Raw genomic sequence first — 17,670 nt, 5'->3', positions numbered from 1 at the left:
GCTGTAGTTGGTTTGCACTCCATACTGCATGCTTGTCTTACCTGCCTAAATATCGATAGCTTGCTGTATGCAATATATTCACTGACACCTAAGAGCAAGAAGCGCCACCTTGAACAGTCACTGTGAGCACAAAAACCCTTCGAGATACCTGCTTTGCTGCCACCTCATCCTTTCCACCAACTAGCGAAGGAAGACACTCATCGCTTAGGTGATGATCACAAACATCACTTAGCTCTCACTAAAGAATCGCTCTACAGCACACCATCTAAATACTCCACATGCAAACCGATAAAGACCATATCCACTACATGATCCACCCACTGCCCAAGCGAGTTCGTGCGTACTTTGTATGCACTCACCACCTTCCACATATGGGAGGCCCACACATCATAGTTGTGCCATGTCTGCTGGCATAAACATACGTTCTGGTCAAGTGGACAGCTCATTGCCACCACAGGTGAAGTCAGCACCGAAACCCTCAAACACTTGAGAGCTAAGGCAGACATGATCGGACAGCGTTTCATCCCGCGAACTGAAGTCCCATGGGTTTTCACGCCACAAATCCTCTATAGTGCGCTTGGAAAGTCTGGCAAGACTGCGGACAGTGTGGCTTTTGTAGAACTGATGCTGGAGATTATTCTGGATACGCTGAGAGAGACTTCGGTTGTCGGCAATCCGGAAGACGGGAATCCAGGCATAAATCCTCATATACGGAAGCTGTTGGACACTCTCGGTGATGAGGAGCTTTCGGCTGTGGAAATTATGCGTCGGCTTGGACTTTCACACAGACCGACCTTCCGGAAGAATTATCTGAACCCTGCATTGGAGCAGGGATATGTGGAAATGTCTATACCGGACAAGTCGAACAGTCAGAACCAGAAATGCAAAAAGAGATAGCTTAGTCAGTTAGCAGCTAAGAAAAGTGACTAAGCTACCGACCAAGATATCAAGCCATCAGAGTCGAGACGGCGGGATTTCAGACCTGTTTCCTCAGACCTAACCCTTGAAGCAGCGAGGAAGAAATGCAATGTACAGGGCCAGGCATATAAATAAGGTACCGATTCCTCTCTCGACCTTTTCCTTTGCACGTAAAGTCGCCTGTTTTCATCCTGAAAATGCCGCTGACCTTTTCCCGTGTACGGGAACGGCGTTCTGACATCCATTTGATACGCTCAAGCCATCTTGAGGTGTTTGTTGTGCTGTATGACGAGAGAGGGAGCGACCGGTAGTGTATGAGAACCATATAGCCCGATATAAAGCGCGTGGATGTTTTCTGAAACATCCACGCGCGCTTATCGTACAGAAGTGAGCGGTTGCGTTACTTCTCTTTGACGTCTCCCGCCATCAGCCGGTCGTACATGACTTTGTTGGCAGCTAGCTCTTCTGTATCATCGAGCGGCTCCAACCCCGCTGTCCCGTACTTACGCTCGAGTGCCCGGGAGAGCAGCCAGTCGGCGACGCCGGGATTTTTGGGCAGCAACGGACCATGGATATAGGTACCGAGGACATTCTTGTACACAACACCCTCAAGCCCGGTGATCCCGTCGTTGCCGTTGCCATACAGTACCTTACCTAAGGGCTTCACGCCCTCACCGAGGTAGGTTCTCCCCGCATGGTTCTCATAGCCCACAATCGGCTGAGGGGAGATGGAGCTCTGCACGACAATGTTGCCGATAAGGCGCGGATCTCCGTGATCAGTGTAGAGGTCCACCAAGGATAGGCCCTCTACCTTCTCCTTCTCCGTCAGATAGGAGGACCCCAACAGCTGGTAGCCACCGCAGACTGCTGCGAGCACGCCACCGTCCTCGACATAGGCCTCCAGTTCCTGCTGTTGCCTCAGCAGCCAATCACACACGATCCGCTGTTCGCGGTCAGAGCCACCACCGATAAACACAATGTCAACCCCAGTAAAATCAGGGGCACTCCCTACATGGACCTGGCGGATATCCGCGGTAAGCCCGCGCCACTCCAGCCGCTTTTTAAGGCACAGGATATTGCCTGAATCGCCATAGAGATTGAGAAGCTCCGGATACAGATGGCAGATCGTAAGACCCTTTTGCGTACTACTCATGTCTCTCTCCCATCTTCTCCAGCTCAGCTTTCTTGGGCCACAGCGCCGAGTAGTTGCACAGCACATAGAGCGGATGGTCCTTGGGACTCTGCGCCAGCTGCGCCAGGATGTCTTTGATGTCCTGGTAAATCGGAGCATCGATGCCCGCATACTTCAGCCGCACCTGTACATCGTTTGCCCGGTGTCCCCCTGCAAAAACTTTAAGGTCCTGCTCTGAGAGTAGCCGCTCGAAATCGACATCCCAAATCCAGGAGATATCTTTGCCGTCGTTGAAGTTGTCGTTGATCACAAAGAAGACTGCTTTGGAACGTGTATCCGTCTGCAGAAGCGAGATATTCTGGTTAAAGCCGGTCGGATTCTTCGCCAAATTGAGGATCACCTCTCTGCCACCCACCACAAAATGCTGAAGCCGTCCGTTCTCCGGATGGTACGTGTTCAGCGTCTTTTGGAAGACATTCGGATCAACGCCTACAAGGTGCGCCGCCGTGGCCGCCGCAAGCAGGTTGTAGACCATGTAGACGCCACCGAATGTAGCCGTAATGCGCGTTTTGAGGTGGCTACGCAGCGAGAAGTCAAAGGAGACGCCCTGTGAGGCCACCTTGACGCCGGTCGCCACATAGTCGAGCTTCGGTCGTTGGAAGTCACCGTTGGGGCAGTAAAAATCCCCGAGCTGCGCATAGGTCCGATAGTAATAGTTGAGCGGGGCGCCGCACACCTGGCAGAAGCGCGCTTCCGGCACCCGGTCCGGCGGAAGGTGTAGATCCTCCCCGATGCCAAACGCAATAACCTTGGTCCCCACTCTGTGGGCCCTCGTCGCGATACCGACGCAGAGCGGATCATCACCGTCTACTACAAGCGTGGTGTCAGGTGAAGCTGCAAGCGCCCGCACAATCGTATCCTGCACACGGTCGATCTCACCGGCCCGGTCAAGCTGGTCGCGGAAGAGATTGAGCAGGATGAGATACTTAGGCTTCAGCTGCGGCAGAATCTGGATCGTCGAAAGCTCATCAGCCTCGATGATGCCCCAATCGGCCTGGCTACCCGGAAGCAGCGCAGAAGCGACGCCCGGCGCCATGTTGGCACCCGCGCGGTTGCAGAGGACCGAAAACCCTGTCTTTTCCGCCGCATTGGCAATCAGATTCGTCGTGGTAGTCTTGCCATTCGTTCCGCAGACCACGACGGAGCCATAGCGGAGCTTGTGTGAGAGGTCCGCAATTATCTGCGGATCAACGGAAAGCGCAACGCGCCCCGGCAATTGGGACGCATTGTGGTGAAAAACGGAACGCAACCCCCAGGTGCAGAGTCTGCCTACCCCGGTTGCAAACGATGAACGTAGACTCATGTATTGTGTCTCCCTCCACAGCAGAGGAGATGTATCGCAGCATATAGAGTATAGGCCCGCAGGAATATGCTTGCGTGGCACTCCATCACCGTAGCATGATCTGCTGGTTGGCTGAGCTTACTTATTGGATCGGATCGATAACAACACGGCGCGAAGAAGGTTCGAGGTGCACACGACCCTGTGCAAGCGCCTCGATAACGTCAGGATAGAGCTCGTGCTCGATCTCATGGATATGCGCCTCCAGCTCATCGACGCTCCATCCCTCCTCAACGTTCAGAGCCCGCTGCGCGATGATCGACCCTGAATCATAGTCGCTGTTGGCAAAATGGACTGTGACGCCGGTCACCTTGACGCCATAGTCATAGGCGTCCTGAATCGCGTGAGCGCCCTTAAAGCTCGGCAAAAGCGCCGGATGGATGTTGAGGACGCAGTTCGGGAAGGCTGCAAGAATCGGATCGTGTACCTTTCGCATGTATCCCGCCATCACCACGTACTCTACGTGGTGCTGCTTGAGCTCGGTGGCAATCACGAGGTCCGCCTGCTCAGGATTCGCATAGATCGACTTATCCAGCGTCAGCGTCTGGATGCCTGCCTTCTCAGCCCGCCTGAGCCCCTTCGCATCGGGGCGGGAGGAGACGACAAGCTCGATCGTGGCATCGAGCGTGCCTTCCTGAATCCTGTCGATCATGGCCTGCAGATTGGTGCCATTACCGCTGATCAGTACGCCGAGCTTGATCGGCTTGATCTCTTTGCTCATCGATACACCACCTTGCCTTCGCCCGGGACGCACTTCCCCATCACAAACGGATGGAGCTCTTCCTTGTTGAGGAGGTCTATAACCTTGTCTTTGTCCCGCTCAGCGCACAGCAGACTCATACCGACACCCATGTTGAAGGTCCTATAGGCCTCTTCGAGGGTCAACCCCGCTGCCTTCACACAGTAGGTGATGATGGGCGGGACATTCCAATCAGGACCTGCCTCCCCGCCGCGGTTGACGAGCGCATTCAAGTTGGACGGCAGCGCACGATTGAGGTTTTCCGTGATGCCACCGCCGGTGATGTGCGCCATCGCGTGAATCGGGGCGCCGGCACGCAGGACCTCCACCAGTTTGCCTGCGTAGATGGTCGTCGGTCTCATCACCGCGTCAGCAAGGGATTCCCCTAGCTCCGCGACGGGCTGCTCAAGCTCCTCGATGCTCTTCCCCTCAATCGCTACTTTGCGCACCAGGGAATAGCCGTTGGAGTGGATGCCTGAGCTCGTAAGACCGATGATAATGTCACCATCCTGGACAAGCGCGGGGCCCAACATCTTGGCGCGGTCGACGATACCGACGGCAAAGCCTGCCACGTCGTAATCCGTGGGCTTCATAACGCCGGGATGCTCTGCCATCTCACCACCGACCAGGGCGCATCCGCTCATTGCACAGCCATCAGCGATGCCCTTGACGATCTGGGCGACATGCTCTGCCTTGAGCTTACCGATAGCGATGTAATCAAGGAAGAAGAGAGGCTCAGCGCCGAGCGGCACAATATCGTCCACACACATGGCGACCAGATCCTGGCCGACGGTGTCGTGGCGGTCCAGCAGCTGCGCGATCGCCAACTTGGTGCCGACTCCGTCGGTACCGGAAACCAGCACGGGATCATCCATCGACTTATAGGATTTGAGGGAGAAGCAGGAGCCGAAGCCACCCAATCCTCCGATGACTTCAGGGCGGGTAGTGCGCGCTACATCCTTTTTGATCAAGTCGACGGCACGGGCCCCTTCATCGACATCGACGCCTGCGTCCACATAACTGATATGCGTATTTGCTGTCATGCGTTATCCTCCTCATGGTATTCATGGACAAAGTCCGCTATCTGCATCCGGGCTCCCCTTGGGGGCTTCGTCAGGTTGTGTGGACGATATCCGGTCAGGAAGCGCTCGCTTGAGAAGTCATCCGGGATTGATACCGGATAATCTCCGGTGAAGCACGCGGTGCAGTATCCCCCTTTAGGGCACGCGTGCACGAGCCCCTTGACCGACAGGAAATGCAGGGAGTCTGCCCCGATGTACTTGCAGACCTGCTCCTCACTGTATCGGGCGGAGATCAGCTGATCCTGGGTCCCCGTATCGATCCCATAGAAGCAGGGCCACTTCACTTCAGGCGCAGCGATCCTCACATGGATCTCTTTTGCTTCGGCTTCGCGCAGCATCTTGACGATCTGCTTTGAGGTGGTGCCCCTCACGATTGAGTCATCGACCATCACCAGACGCTTACCTGCAACGTTGTCACGCAGCGCATTGAGCTTCAGGTGCACACCAAGCTGACGCAGCTCCTGGGTCGGCTGAATGAAGGTACGCGCTATGTAGCGGTTCTTGATCAGGCCTTCCCCGTAGGGAAGGCCCAACTCGTGGGCGTATCCCTCCGCAGGTGGAAGGCCGCTGTCAGGGACACCGAATACCATGTCTGCAGCCACCGGAGCCTCCCGCGCCAATTGACGACCCATCTCGTAGCGCATGCTGTAGATTGAGCTGCCGTCGACATAGGAATCCGGGCGTGAAAAATAGACATCTTCAAAGATACAGCGCGCCTGCTGCCGCGGTTTTACACCTTTCTCAGAGATCAGCCCATCATCCGAGATGCGGACGATCTCACCGGGTGCAATATCACGCAGATACTTGGCGCCGACCATATCGAGGGCGCAGGTTTCCGAGGCCACCACATAGTCATCGTGTCCCAAAAGCCCTAAGACGAGCGGACGGATCCCGTTGGGGTCACGGAAAGCGTAGAGCGCATTCTCCCTGAGCAGAACGATCGCATACCCACCATCGATCATCCGCATTGCACAGCGGATGCCTTCGCGCAGATGGTGCATTTGGGTTGTAAAGTACCCTACGAGCTGAGCAGCGACCTCTGAGTCCGTATTGGAACGGAAGAAGACGTTACGCTCGATCAACTCGCGCCTCAGCTCATCGGTATTCACCAAGGTGCCGTTGTGTGCCAGCGCTATGATCGTCGTCCCGATGGTCGAGAGGTGCGGCTGTGCCGATTCCCAGCTCTTGGCCCCCGCCGTGCCATAGCGCACATGGCCGATTGCGACTTTGCCGCGCATGGCTGCGAGGTCTGCATCGGTAAAGACAGAATCGACGAGTCCGAGGTCTTTTCTGACTAGGACAGTCTCCCCATTGCCCACCGCGATGCCGGCAGATTCCTGGCCACGGTGCTGCAGCGCACGAAGGCCAAAGGCAGTGAGGCGGGCAACGTCTCGGTTCGGTCCCCAGATGCCAAAAACGCCGCACTCCTCGTACAGATGGTCCATATCGTTTGGGTTCTCCCCCATCGTGTCTCCCTATCTGTCACAACCACCATATGGTCGATGCAACCGTCTACGAATCCTGTGCCTCAGACTTTGGGACACAGATCAAAATCGTTCGATTCGGATTAGTTAAGCCATGATCATAGTTACAGGTGATAAGTGTCAGCACATGGTCAGTGTGCCCGATGACCGACAGAGCATCCTGGCGTGAGGCAGATACCTTATCGAGCAAATCGGCGAGGTACTGACGGAATGCATCGGTGGTATCGAAATTCAGTTGGCGAACATTGCCATCGCTTGCCACGGTCTTATAGACCAGGAGCGGTTCCAGCTCATAGTAGGTATTGTTCTCGTCCACATACCACACAGTGGGATGCGAATCGAAGGTAGCCTGGTCGACCATATCGGATACCGCTTTAAACATGGAGCCGTCGAGCAGGTGATGCCCATAGATGAGCGTCTGCTGATCGAGCATGCCCGGCTCTTGATTTTGGTAATCCATAAAGACCTGCCCGCCCAGACTGTACTCGCCGGTTGCAGTGTGGCGCAGGTAGGTATCGTTGGTAGCACCCTGATAGACCGGGTAGTCGATCACTGTGCCGGGGATCTTGATCCAGCCGACGACATCTGAATTGATCGCTTCGAGGCCCGCCCAATCGATAATAGGGGCATCGGACTCATTCCCCGATTCATAGACGGCGAGCTGTTCGTTGACCTCTTCCTGCTGCTGGTAGCGCTCATGCTGCTGCCAGAATAAGTAGCCTGCCAGTGCAATCAGGACGATGCCGGCGATCAGAAGGATGATTGAGAGTACCTGTAAGGCAGGGTGCTTGTAGGTCTTCTCCTGCTTTTCGCCTTTGCGCTTTCTCATTTTCGGATTCTGGTTGGCACCATTGGTGACTACATGGTCACTGTCAGCGAGCGACTTATACCCCTCGCGGATTGTGGTGCCCTCAGCCCCGGCACTGTAAGGATTTTGGGTCTGTGCGTACCCATCCTCCTCATTGTCGTACACATTGGCCGCCTGCTGCCCCTGCTCGGCAGCAGCGGCATCTCCATAGTTAGGTTTCTCTTTGGCAAAGTGGCGTGCCATACCTGGTTCCCTAACTGCTCTATGAAAGCTTCTTGTTGAGATACGCGGCAGCTGCAGATTTGTCGAAGCTTCCCTTGGTTTCCCTGTTTAGCACACCCATCATTTTGCCCATGTCGTGTTTCGTCGTGGCACCGAGCTGTTGTATCAGGGTATCAATCTTATCTTCGAGTTCTTTTCCTGAAAGTACGTGGATCAGTGAACCTAAGATATCTGCCTGCTTGGAGAGCTCAGCGATACGCTTAGCATGGCTCTTAGCTCCGCCCCTCTTGAGGCCATCGATCTCCTGCCCAGTCACCTTCTGCAGTTTCTGCACCGCCGCAGCGATATCATCCTCAGTGGCGTCACGGCGCTCATCGATCTCAACTTGCTTAATAGCCTGATGCACCTGGCGCAGGATCGAGGTCCTGACCTTATCGTGCGCCTTCATTGAATTTTTGATCTCAGTTAAGAGTTCTTCCTTTGTCAACGCTATCTACTTCTTTCTGTTTAAGCTTCAGCCATCTTTTTCTTCATAGCGGCGATCTTCTCACGGTACTCAGGCATCGTCGCACCTAAAATCTGCGTCGCATAGATAGCCGCATTCTTGGCACCGCCGATTGCCACACAGGCAACGGGCACGCCGGAGGGCATCTGAACCATAGACAGAAGTGAGTCCATGCCACCCAAATCAGAGGTCTTCTGCGGAACACCGATGATCGGAAGCGTCGTATAGGCTGCCACGACGCCACCCAAGTGCGCCGCCTTGCCGGCTGCGGCGATAATGACCTTGAGCCCCCGCTCCTCTGCGGTCGTCGCCCACTTCTGCACCTTCAGCGGTGCGCGGTGCGCTGAGGCGATCTCGAGCTCATAGGGGACGCCGAACTCTTCGAGCTCTTGGGTGCAGGCTCCCATAGTCGGTAAATCTGACTTGGAACCTACGATGATACCGACAAGCGGCTTTTCTGCCATGAAAATCAAACCTCCCTGTTCAGTCGGTGGACACCCCTGCGCCACCGGTAATAGTTATTCACCCGTCGACATCGACGTATCTGACGTCGAACTGTCAGCCGTTGTGCCCGAATCGGATGAGGACTGCCTATCCGAGGAACTGGATGAATTAGTATCGGTGTTGGTGGTGATATTAGCCTCATTGTTGCCGAGCCCCAGGATTTCCTGAGGCGACCACGTCGTGATCTCAGAACGCAGCTTACTCTGAATATCTTCGTCCATACCGGCGATCGTGCAGGTGAAATTCACACGGCCGTTCGCGGAGGTGGATTTCCTCCAGATGAACGTCATGAACGAATCAAGGTTACCGTTCGGCTTCAGGAAGCCGAAGAGGGCTGAACGCTGGATCTTCCCATTCTCATCACGGTGGACCTGCACGTGATAGACCACGGTATCGACATGCTGGTTGAGCAGCGCATTGACTGCGAAGGCGGTTGCCTGAATCTGGGAACCTGCGAAGCACTCCATTGAGTCACGGGAGCTCTCGTCGATAACGGTAACCTCGACACGGCCAGATTGCTCGGAAGCTTCCTGTACGGTGAAGTCCTCAGGGAACTGGGTAAAGCCGTTACCCCATTCGACGCCGCCGCGCAGCGCACTGGCGACCGTTCTGACGCTGACCTCTTCGGAGAGGTTGGCAGTGTTCATTCTTCGGACGATGCCGCAACCTACCTGTGACAGGACAATCACCGCGAGCACGACCACGATAAAGATAACCGCGACCTTGGTGATCGACTTCTCAACGGTATCCCCCGATGCGTCGTCGCCGGAAAGCGGATCGACATCGACCCCATGCCCTTTATGGCTCCTGCGGGAACGTTGCCGACGAGCCTTTTCCTCATTGCTGTGGCCAGTCTCGTCAACTTTCTTAAAAAGCTCTTCTGCCTGTTGTCCGCTGAGAGCATTTCTCTGCTTTATGGGCATGTGTACTCCCGTTTTCTTGGTGCAATGGCGCCGGTTGTTAAAGGTAGGTAGGCAGAGCCGTTTCGTGCGCATGCATCTACACGCACAGAGACTCTGCACCACATAGTATCAGTATATGCGAGAAGGGCGGCAAACAACAAAACATGGTGGATCTGCGGCCAAACACTACAGCACGGTTTTTGAACAATCAAGGCACCGTCCCCACGTAGGAACCGTGCCTTGGTTGTGTCTACCACAAATGCTTATTCCTGCTTGTCAGGCGTCAGCCGATGGAGGACGGAATCGCAGATCAGTGCACCCACCACCGTCTTTGCATCTTCGATTCTGCCGTCGAGCACCGCACTTACCAGCTCAGACACATCGACCAGATCCACGTTGATAAACTCATCGTCGTCCGGATCGCTCCGTGCGAGGCTGAGACCGGTAGCCATATAGATGTGGATCAGCTCATCCGCAAAACCCGCAGAGGTAGCGATAGTGGTCAGGTAGGCCATCTTCTTTGCGGTGAATCCGGTTTCCTCTCTGAGCTCACGGTGCGCGCAGTCCAGAGGATCCTCGCCGGGGTCCAGTTTGCCCGCGGGGATTTCCACGGTTACCCGTCCCAGAGCCGCCCTGAACTGGCGGACCAGGCAGATATGCCCGTCATCCGTCAGCGCGACGACGGCGACGGCGCCGGGGTGCCTGACCACATCGCGCTCCCCTCTCGATCCGTTTGGCAGCGTCACTGTCAGTTTGTCGACATTGAAGAGCGTGCCGGTATAGACGACATCCTCGGAGTTGATGGTCTCTTCCAGGCCTTTGTCACGGGGGTCATCTTCCCCCAACACCAGGTCACGTTTCTCCGGGGCACCCGAGGTGTGATCGTGGTGCGACCGTTCCCCATCGACGGTATAGGCATCGGTCACTCTGCCCAGCGAGTCCAGTGCCTCATTCCTCGCTGAATCTATATCAGATTGAGAAGGAAGGTTCTCTTGTAGCTCCTTGTTTGATCCCATGCTTTGTCTCTCTTTGTTTAGAGCTGTTCTCTTCCTTTGATCGCTTTGATACCGATATCGTGGCGATAGGTCTTCCCTTCAAACCAGATCTTGTCGCAGGCCTCATAGGCGCGGTTACGGGCATCCTCAAAGGTCGGTGCAAGCGCGGTGACATCGAGGACGCGGCCACCAGCCGTCACGAGATTTCCCTCGTCATCGAGCGCGGTTCCCGCATGGTGGACGAAGACGCCGTCCATTGCGTCGGCATCCTTCACACCGTAGATACGCTTTCCGACCTCATAGTGTCCCGGATAGCCGGCACTCGTGAGGACGACGCTCACAGCCCAATCGTTGTCCCAGCTCACCATGTCCGGGCTCAGAGTTCCCTTGTCGCAGGCCAGGAAGGCTTCAACGAGGTCGCCCCTCATGCGTGGGAGCACGACTTGGGTTTCAGGGTCGCCGAAGCGCGCGTTGAACTCGAGGACCTTAGGTCCGCCTTTAGTGAGCATGAAGCCGCCATAGAGGCAGCCTGTATAGGGGATACCCTCACTTCTCAGCTCATCGATGACCTTTTGCTCCATTGAAACCATCTGGTCGAGCTCGCCGGGCAACAGAATCGGTACCGGGGAATAGACGCCCATGCCGCCGGTGTTGGGGCCACGATCCCCGTCATATGCGCGTTTGTGATCTTGACTCGTCGCCAGCGAAACTAAGGCCTTGCCGTCGCTCAGTGCCAGCAGCGAGCATTCAGGCCCCTGGAGCATCTCTTCGATAACAACCGTGTAGCCGGCCTGGCCAAACTGTCCCGCGAAGCAGTTCTTGACGCCCTGAAGGGCTTCTTCAGTTGTCTGGGCAACCACGACGCCCTTGCCTGCCGCAAGGCCATCGGCCTTCACGACACAGGGGCCGCCGATCGATTGCACATAGTCAAGGCAGGCCTGCTCATCAGTGAAGCTCTTGTACTTCGCGGTCGGCACGCCTGCACGCTGCATGATCTCCTTGGCGAACCGCTTGGAACCCTCCAGGCGGGCAGCGGCTTTATCGGGACCAAAGACCGGAATATTCTTTGCGCGGACCGCGTCTGCGACGCCCTCCACAAGTGGGGCTTCCGGGCCGATTACTACAAGGCCGATATCGTGGTCAGAGGCAAACTCAGCGACAGCCTCAGGAGATTCAATATCGAGCTCCACTTTTTCGGCCAGATCGTACATGCCTCCGTTGCCGGGAGCCACGTAGAGCTTCCCTGCATGCGGGGATTCAGCCAGTTTCTTCAGCAGCGCATGCTCACGCCCACCGGAGCCCAACAGCAAAATATTGAGGGTTGTATCGCTCGCCACGTTTCATCTCTCCTTTGCCAACTACGTAGGAAGGGTGCCTGGAGCACCCTTCCTACCTGTCATATCCGATTAATTCCAGTAACGGTTGATGGTCTGCTCACGATCCGGACCAACGGTGATGATGGAGATCCTCACGCCGGCAAGCTGCTCAAGAAAGTCGATGTAGTCCTTGGCCTCACGCGGCAGCTGGTAGAAATTGCGCACATTGGAGATGTCGCATTTCCAACCTGGCAGCGTCTCATAGACCGGCTTTGCATGGTAGAACACGCTCTGGTGCTCCGGGACGGTGTGATAGGTCTTTCCGCCGCACTCGTAGGCGACGCAGACCTTGATCTCATCCAGACAGCCCAATACGTCGAGCTTGGTGATCGCCAGATCGGTTAAGCCGTTGACACGAGCAGCATAGTTGACAACGACGGAGTCGTACCAGCCGCAGCGACGCTTTCGCCCGGTCGTCACGCCGTACTCGTGGCCGACCTCACCGAGCTTATCCCCCGTCTCATCGAAGAGCTCCGTCGGGAAGGGGCCTGACCCGACACGGGTGAGGTACGCCTTTGCGACGCCCAAGACACGGCTGATGCGGGTCGGTCCTACTCCAGAGCCGGTCACCGCGCCGCCGGCGGTGCAGTTGGAGCTCGTCACGAACGGATAGGTGCCGTGGTCGATATCGAGCATCGTTGCCTGCGCACCCTCGAAGAGGATGTTCTTCCCGGCATCAAGCTGGTCATTGAGGAAGCGGGAGCTCTCGATAATGTAGGGCTTCAAGCGCTCCGCATAGGGCAGATAGGTCTCACAGATCTGATCGACCGTGTAGGTCGGCAGGCCGTATACCTTCTCTAGAATCGGATTGGTGTAGGCAAGCGCCGCCTCAAGCTTCTCACGAAAGATGTGTCCATCGAGCATATCCTGCATACGCAGACCGGTGCGGTTCATCTTGTCCATGTAGCAGGGGCCGACGCCGCGTTTGGTCGTGCCGATCAGGTTCTTGCCGAGCTTTTTCTCGTGTGCGCCGTCCAGATCCTTGTGATAGGGCATCACGATATGGGCATTGCCGGAGATCTTCAGATCCTCGCAGGAGATACCCTGCTTCTCGAGCATATCCATCTCGTTGAGCAGGACCTCAGGATCCACAATGCAGCCGTTGCCGATAACCGGGTAGACGCCTTTGTACATGACGCCCGAAGGTACCTGATGCAGTGCGAGCTTGTGGCCACCCGCGATGACCGTATGGCCCGCGTTAGCGCCTCCAGCGTATCTGCAAACTACATCGAAATCCCCAGAGATTAGATCGGTGACCTTGCCCTTGCCTTCGTCGCCCCACTGTGTGCCGACAAGCACTGATGCTGGCATGTGAATCCTCCCCCAGACGGTAGTTTCAACTGATCTGTGCCTCACGATCTTAAGGACTTCTCCAGTATACGGCAGCAGACACCCTATGTGCGCCAATAAGGCGCGTGCACAGGGTGTCAGCACACCAGCAGTAGCTACGGCTCGTGGTGCTGGTCGACTTCCACGAACTTCGTGGAGCCTCCCAGGAAGGTCAGCGGTACCACCCCGAGCGGGCCTGAACGGTTCTTCGCGATAATGAAGTTCGTAATGTTTTTGTCCGGGCGGTCGTTGCGGGCTGCCTCCTCCTCCGTCATCGACCGATCGAGAAGGATAACGATATCGGCGTCCTGCTCGATAGCGCCGGACTCGCGCAGGTCGGAGAGCTGCGGGGTCTTACCGGTACGCGACTCCACCTGACGGGAGAGCTGCGAGAGCGCGACCACCGGTACATGTAGATCCTTTGCCATGATCTTAATGCCGCGAGACATCTCGGAGACCTCGGTGGCGCGGCTGTCGGAGCGCCTGCCGCCCGAAGGCGGGGAAACGAGCTGGAGGTAGTCAATGATGACCAACGCATTGCCCTCTTTACCGTGCAGCATACGCCGCGCTTTGGCTCTGATCTCGGTGATCGTCGTGCCCGGCGTATCGTCGATCATAATGTCAAGCTGCGAGAGGTCCTGCGTCGCCTGCAGCACCTGTTCCCACTGATTGTCGCGGATATTGCCGGCGCGGATGTCCGTCAGCTTGATGCGCGCCTGAGCCGCTAGCAAACGCTGCGCGATTTCGGCTTTACTCATCTCGAGTGAGAAGAGGGCGACGCTCGTGCCGTCGGCCGCCGCATTGACCGCCAGATTCAGGGCAAACGAGGTCTTGCCGACGCCTGGGCGTGCGCCGATTACGATCATCTGTCCGGGGCGCAGCCCCAAGAGCTGCCGGTCGATCCCGCGATAACCCGTTTTGACACCGAGGAGCTTGGTGTCCTGCTTGGCCATCTCACCCAACTCGTTGTAGAGTTCCCCCATCACCTGTTCCATGGTGGAGTACTCACTTTTAACGTCGGACTCCGTGGCATCCAGAATCAGCTTCTCTGATTGATCAACCACCTCCTGGACGTCTTCAGGCGCATCGTAGGCGAGCGCCGTCACATTGGAAGCGGCGTTGATCAGCCTCCTCAGCGTGCTGTCACGTTTGAGGATTTCCGCATGGTGGCGCCAACTGGCCAGGGAAAATGAGTTACCCGCCAACTCGACAAGATAGGCACTTCCGCCGGCCCGCTGAAGCTGATTCTTGGATTTGAGGTAATCGGCAAGGGTAACCGGGTCAGCCTGCTCCCCTTCGTTAAAGAGATCACGGATTGCCCAGAAGATCATACGGTTCGAGGGCACGTAGAAATCGTCCTCTGTAAGATCGAGCAGCGCATCCTGACGGGCGTCTTCCGAGAGGATCATCGCCGAAAGCACGGAGGCCTCTGCTGCCCGGTCCTGAGGCATGCCAGCCTGCGACAGGCGTGCAGCATCATCGTGTATACCCGGCATATCTTCTGGATTGGGCATCGTCTCTCCTTCCCTCACCGCCGAGGGAGATACATCACAAGTACTCTCTATCTATATATGTATGTGGGCAAGCATTACTATACTGCCCACCACGCTCACCGATGGCGGACCTTCAGCCTTAGCCTGTCTGCTAAGGATCACAGCACAGATCTTAAAGACTCAAACAATCAGCGCGATCGAGGGCCTGCCTACCTGCAAAGCCCCCTCTCGAGCGTCATAACACTCAAAAGGGGGCTCACCCATAGGTAAGGCTTATTCTGCAGGCGGTATTACTGTTCAGCAGGCGGTATTACTGCTCAGCAGGCGCTTCTGCAGCTTCCTCAGCCGGCTTCTCAGCCTCAGCGTTCTCGCCCTCGTCTGCCTCAGAGGCCTCGGCCTCTTCCTCGGGCTCCTTTTCGTCAACGCCCACGAGCACAGTCAGCTCAGCGTCGATATCGCGGTAGAGGTTGATGGTGATCTGGTGACGGCCAACTGTCTTGATAGCGGCAGCATGCTCAATACGCTTGCGGTCGACCTCGACGTTGAGCTGCTCTTTGATTGCGTCAGCGATCATCGAGGTAGTGACGGAGCCAAACAGCTGCCCGTCGTCGCCGATTCTCGCCTCGACGGTAACAGATTTGCCGTCAAGCGTCTGCTTGAGCGCGTTAGCATCAGCAATACGCTTTGCTTCGCGCTCTGCAATGTTGTGACGGCGCTCCTCAAGTTGCTTAATATTGCCAGGGGTAGCCGGCTGGGCCATTCTGTTCGGGAACAGATAGTTCTCTGCGTAGCCCTGAGCGACATCGACGATATCGCCTTCGCCGCCCTTGCCCCTGAGCTCACCCATAAGGATGACTTTCATTGGGACACTCCTTAAATCTTAGCCTCAGGCTTGCCCATCGGATTTGTCCTTTTTCGGCCAATCCCGAAAGTGGGCAAGTCCATCAACAAAGCCGAAGACACTCATTACGAAAAATGAATACTCAAGCTGGATACCAAAGATGAAAGCCAGCGCCTGACCGAACTTCCCGACACCGTGCGATGCCAAGAACCACACCGTCAGTGCCAAACCCTGGAGCACCACAAAGAAGCGGGCGCCCTGCATCAGGTTGAGGCCGATAAAGACGACCTCCCGAGGCATCTGCGTCCCATTGCGCTGGGCAATGTAGATCGCAAACCCCACAACCATGATTGCGAGGATCCACGTCGGTGCCTCAAAGGTGCGGAACTGTACCTTGTACTCAGACCCAAACGTGACCGAGTGTGTGAACATCACGACACCCAACCAAGCACAGAATCCGTAGACCACAGCAACCACACCGTAGAGTAACGGCCAGTAGAGCGACAAGCTCTCGCGGACCCGGTCAGCCATAGCCTGCATCTGTGGGTCCCCGCCCACATTCGCTGCGGATACAGCCTCATTGATCAACGAGGCCATATTCTGGGATAGGGTCGTGCCGGTGGCTGCAGAGCTAACTGCGTCACTTCCAATGAGCATTGCGACAGCCGCCGCACTGGTCAGTGCAACGGTGTTCCCATTGAGGCGCTTTTTTGCGGTGAGCAGCCCGAAGGCAAACCCAACCAGCGTCGGTACCACCACATCGCCAACTCTTAGGCTCGGCACCAGAAGGGCGATCGCGACACTCGGTGCAAGCAACGAGATCAATGCAGCAAGGATCCGCTTCCAGCCTTTTTGATAGGTGCACAAGCACGTCCCATAGGCTCCGGCAAAACTTGCCAGCACCGGGATATACCCTGCGACTGCACCTGCAGCCAGACACCAGAACACCCCAAAGCGCAACGGCTCAGGAGCCTGATTATCCGACGGCTTTGTGTCATACGGCACAAGTCCGCCTCCCATATTCAGATGTCTGTCTCTCTCATCATCCACGTTCGCATTAACTCCGCTCGAGTACTCGTCGCGCATTAGTCGTGATCGCGATTGCGGCCACGACCACGATTGGATACTACGCTCACCGCATATGGGAGCAGTGCCATCTCACGGGCACGCTTGATAGCGATTGCGAGAGCACGCTGGTGCTGCGTGCATGCGCCAGTCACACGACGCGGCTTGATCTTGCTACGGTCAGTCGTGTACTTACGGAGAAGCTGGACATCTTTATAGTCGATGTAGTCCACTCCATCCTTGCAGAACTGACAATATTTACGGTGCTGTTGGCGCTGATAATCTTGAGATTTGTCCTTTGACTTCCTCAAGTGTCAATCACCTGATTTCTTTGCTTAAAGTTACTAGAACGGTATGTCCTCGTCGTAGACATCGGACGAAGGCGGTGCCTGCGTCGGACGATCCTGAGAGGACCCTCCTGTTGAAGGCTTCGGGGCCGGGGCAGCAAAGCTTTCGCTTTGATTTCTGCTGCCGTAGGCAGGCGCCTGGTCTGAGCCACTATAGGAAGAGCTCTGGTTGTATGAAGCATCCCCATTCCCATTTCTACGTGAGCTCATAAAGTCAAGATCGTTCACGATGACTTCGATCCTGCTGCGGCGCTGGCCGTCAGTCTCCCACGAAGAGTAGCGAAGCTTGCCATCGATGCAAACCTTCGTGCCTTTGGTGAGATATCGAGCAAGGCTGTCGGCACGGGTTCCGAACATGACGCAATCGATAAAGTTAGGGTAATCCTCCCACTCACCGGAAGCGTTGCGTCTCCGATCATTGACCGCTACTCCAAAGGTCAGTACCGAAGTACCACTCGCAGTAGCCCTGAGCTCACCGTCGCGTGTCAGGTTGCCGGAAATCGTGACTCTGTTTATGCTCATTCTTCTC

18 protein-coding genes are annotated in these 17,670 nt (G+C 56.1%); 1 reads left to right on the top strand and 17 read right to left on the bottom strand.

Going from position 1 to position 17,670, the window contains the following annotated elements:
* Nucleotides 1-504 precede the first annotated feature (504 nt).
* Nucleotides 505-897, top strand: a complete 393-nt coding sequence (locus tag J4859_RS00495) for a Fic family protein (RefSeq protein ID WP_212331676.1) — start codon at nt 505-507, stop codon at nt 895-897.
* Between the two features lie 421 nt (nt 898-1,318).
* Here J4859_RS00495 and J4859_RS00490 read toward each other — a convergent pair whose 3' ends face one another.
* The 17 genes from J4859_RS00490 to J4859_RS00410 form a co-directional block, all read right to left on the bottom strand.
* Nucleotides 1,319-2,071: a type 1 glutamine amidotransferase gene (locus J4859_RS00490; RefSeq protein WP_212331674.1), complete on the bottom strand. Its 753-nt coding sequence runs from the start codon at nt 2,069-2,071 to the stop codon at nt 1,319-1,321.
* Nucleotides 2,064-3,413, bottom strand: coding sequence for a Mur ligase family protein (locus J4859_RS00485; RefSeq protein WP_212331672.1), 1,350 nt, complete (start codon nt 3,411-3,413; stop codon nt 2,064-2,066). The genes J4859_RS00490 and J4859_RS00485 overlap by 8 nt, the downstream gene beginning before the upstream one ends.
* 121 nt (nt 3,414-3,534) lie before the next feature.
* On the bottom strand, nt 3,535-4,170 hold the full coding sequence (gene purN, locus J4859_RS00480) for a phosphoribosylglycinamide formyltransferase (protein ID WP_212331670.1): 636 nt from the start codon (nt 4,168-4,170) through the stop codon (nt 3,535-3,537).
* Complete coding sequence (purM, locus tag J4859_RS00475; protein WP_212331668.1) at nt 4,167-5,231, bottom strand: phosphoribosylformylglycinamidine cyclo-ligase; 1,065 nt, start codon at nt 5,229-5,231, stop codon at nt 4,167-4,169. Before purM ends, purN begins: the two co-directional genes overlap by 4 nt.
* On the bottom strand, nt 5,228-6,736 hold the full coding sequence (purF, locus tag J4859_RS00470; RefSeq protein WP_212331666.1) for an amidophosphoribosyltransferase: 1,509 nt from the start codon (nt 6,734-6,736) through the stop codon (nt 5,228-5,230). Before purF ends, purM begins: the two co-directional genes overlap by 4 nt.
* A gap of 46 nt (nt 6,737-6,782) precedes the next feature.
* Nucleotides 6,783-7,805, bottom strand: a complete 1,023-nt coding sequence (srtB, locus tag J4859_RS00465; RefSeq protein ID WP_212331663.1) for a class B sortase — start codon at nt 7,803-7,805, stop codon at nt 6,783-6,785.
* A gap of 19 nt (nt 7,806-7,824) precedes the next feature.
* Nucleotides 7,825-8,271, bottom strand: a complete 447-nt coding sequence (locus J4859_RS00460) for a GatB/YqeY domain-containing protein (protein ID WP_212331660.1) — start codon at nt 8,269-8,271, stop codon at nt 7,825-7,827.
* A gap of 20 nt (nt 8,272-8,291) precedes the next feature.
* Entirely contained in the window at nt 8,292-8,753 is a 462-nt protein-coding gene (purE, locus tag J4859_RS00455; RefSeq protein WP_212331657.1) for a 5-(carboxyamino)imidazole ribonucleotide mutase, read from the bottom strand.
* A 54-nt stretch (nt 8,754-8,807) separates the two neighbouring features.
* Nucleotides 8,808-9,716, bottom strand: a complete 909-nt coding sequence (locus J4859_RS00450) for a hypothetical protein (protein ID WP_212331655.1) — start codon at nt 9,714-9,716, stop codon at nt 8,808-8,810.
* A 242-nt stretch (nt 9,717-9,958) separates the two neighbouring features.
* Nucleotides 9,959-10,711: an NUDIX domain-containing protein gene (locus J4859_RS00445; protein WP_212331653.1), complete on the bottom strand. Its 753-nt coding sequence runs from the start codon at nt 10,709-10,711 to the stop codon at nt 9,959-9,961.
* A 17-nt stretch (nt 10,712-10,728) separates the two neighbouring features.
* Entirely contained in the window at nt 10,729-12,027 is a 1,299-nt protein-coding gene (purD, locus tag J4859_RS00440; protein ID WP_212331651.1) for a phosphoribosylamine--glycine ligase, read from the bottom strand.
* A gap of 69 nt (nt 12,028-12,096) precedes the next feature.
* A complete protein-coding gene (locus J4859_RS00435; protein ID WP_212331649.1) occupies nt 12,097-13,377 on the bottom strand; it encodes an adenylosuccinate synthase in 1,281 nt (426 codons plus the stop codon).
* 134 nt (nt 13,378-13,511) lie between these two features.
* Nucleotides 13,512-14,909 carry a replicative DNA helicase gene (gene dnaB, locus J4859_RS00430; protein ID WP_371812113.1) on the bottom strand — a complete coding sequence of 466 codons (1,398 nt, stop codon included), beginning with the start codon at nt 14,907-14,909 and terminating at the stop codon, nt 13,512-13,514.
* 289 nt (nt 14,910-15,198) lie between these two features.
* Nucleotides 15,199-15,750: a 50S ribosomal protein L9 gene (gene rplI, locus J4859_RS00425; RefSeq protein ID WP_212331648.1), complete on the bottom strand. Its 552-nt coding sequence runs from the start codon at nt 15,748-15,750 to the stop codon at nt 15,199-15,201.
* A 24-nt stretch (nt 15,751-15,774) separates the two neighbouring features.
* Nucleotides 15,775-16,779: a DUF2232 domain-containing protein gene (locus J4859_RS00420; RefSeq protein ID WP_212331647.1), complete on the bottom strand. Its 1,005-nt coding sequence runs from the start codon at nt 16,777-16,779 to the stop codon at nt 15,775-15,777.
* Between the two features lie 35 nt (nt 16,780-16,814).
* Nucleotides 16,815-17,105 carry a 30S ribosomal protein S18 gene (gene rpsR, locus J4859_RS00415; RefSeq protein WP_212331645.1) on the bottom strand — a complete coding sequence of 97 codons (291 nt, stop codon included), beginning with the start codon at nt 17,103-17,105 and terminating at the stop codon, nt 16,815-16,817.
* A 33-nt stretch (nt 17,106-17,138) separates the two neighbouring features.
* Nucleotides 17,139-17,663, bottom strand: a complete 525-nt coding sequence (locus J4859_RS00410) for a single-stranded DNA-binding protein (protein WP_212331643.1) — start codon at nt 17,661-17,663, stop codon at nt 17,139-17,141.
* Between the last annotated feature and the right edge of the window lie 7 nt (nt 17,664-17,670).

Origin of the sequence: Atopobium sp. oral taxon 416 (genome assembly GCF_018128285.1) — a bacterium.
Taxonomy (GTDB): Bacteria; Actinomycetota; Coriobacteriia; order Coriobacteriales; family Atopobiaceae; genus Olsenella_L.
Note: the sequence above shows the minus strand (reverse complement) of the source record. Positions and strands in the feature narration are given on the sequence as shown.

Bases quoted from the DNA above. Each gene is read 5' to 3' on its own strand.
- J4859_RS00490 (WP_212331674.1), bottom strand. From the start codon at position 2,071: ATGAGTAGTACGCAAAAGGGTCTTACGATCTGCCATCTGTATCCGGAG.
- purE (WP_212331657.1), bottom strand. From the start codon at position 8,753: ATGGCAGAAAAGCCGCTTGTCGGTATCATCGTAGGTTCCAAGTCAGAT.
- J4859_RS00410 (WP_212331643.1), bottom strand. From the start codon at position 17,663: ATGAGCATAAACAGAGTCACGATTTCCGGCAACCTGACACGCGACGGT.
- J4859_RS00435 (WP_212331649.1), bottom strand. From the start codon at position 13,377: ATGCCAGCATCAGTGCTTGTCGGCACACAGTGGGGCGACGAAGGCAAG.
- purN (WP_212331670.1), bottom strand. From the start codon at position 4,170: ATGAGCAAAGAGATCAAGCCGATCAAGCTCGGCGTACTGATCAGCGGT.
- J4859_RS00450 (WP_212331655.1), bottom strand. From the start codon at position 9,716: ATGCCCATAAAGCAGAGAAATGCTCTCAGCGGACAACAGGCAGAAGAG.
- srtB (WP_212331663.1), bottom strand. From the start codon at position 7,805: ATGGCACGCCACTTTGCCAAAGAGAAACCTAACTATGGAGATGCCGCT.
- J4859_RS00485 (WP_212331672.1), bottom strand. From the start codon at position 3,413: ATGAGTCTACGTTCATCGTTTGCAACCGGGGTAGGCAGACTCTGCACC.
- rplI (WP_212331648.1), bottom strand. From the start codon at position 15,750: ATGAAAGTCATCCTTATGGGTGAGCTCAGGGGCAAGGGCGGCGAAGGC.
- purF (WP_212331666.1), bottom strand. From the start codon at position 6,736: ATGGGGGAGAACCCAAACGATATGGACCATCTGTACGAGGAGTGCGGC.
- purM (WP_212331668.1), bottom strand. From the start codon at position 5,231: ATGACAGCAAATACGCATATCAGTTATGTGGACGCAGGCGTCGATGTC.
- J4859_RS00445 (WP_212331653.1), bottom strand. From the start codon at position 10,711: ATGGGATCAAACAAGGAGCTACAAGAGAACCTTCCTTCTCAATCTGAT.
- J4859_RS00495 (WP_212331676.1), top strand. From the start codon at position 505: ATGATCGGACAGCGTTTCATCCCGCGAACTGAAGTCCCATGGGTTTTC.
- dnaB (WP_371812113.1), bottom strand. From the start codon at position 14,909: ATGCCCAATCCAGAAGATATGCCGGGTATACACGATGATGCTGCACGC.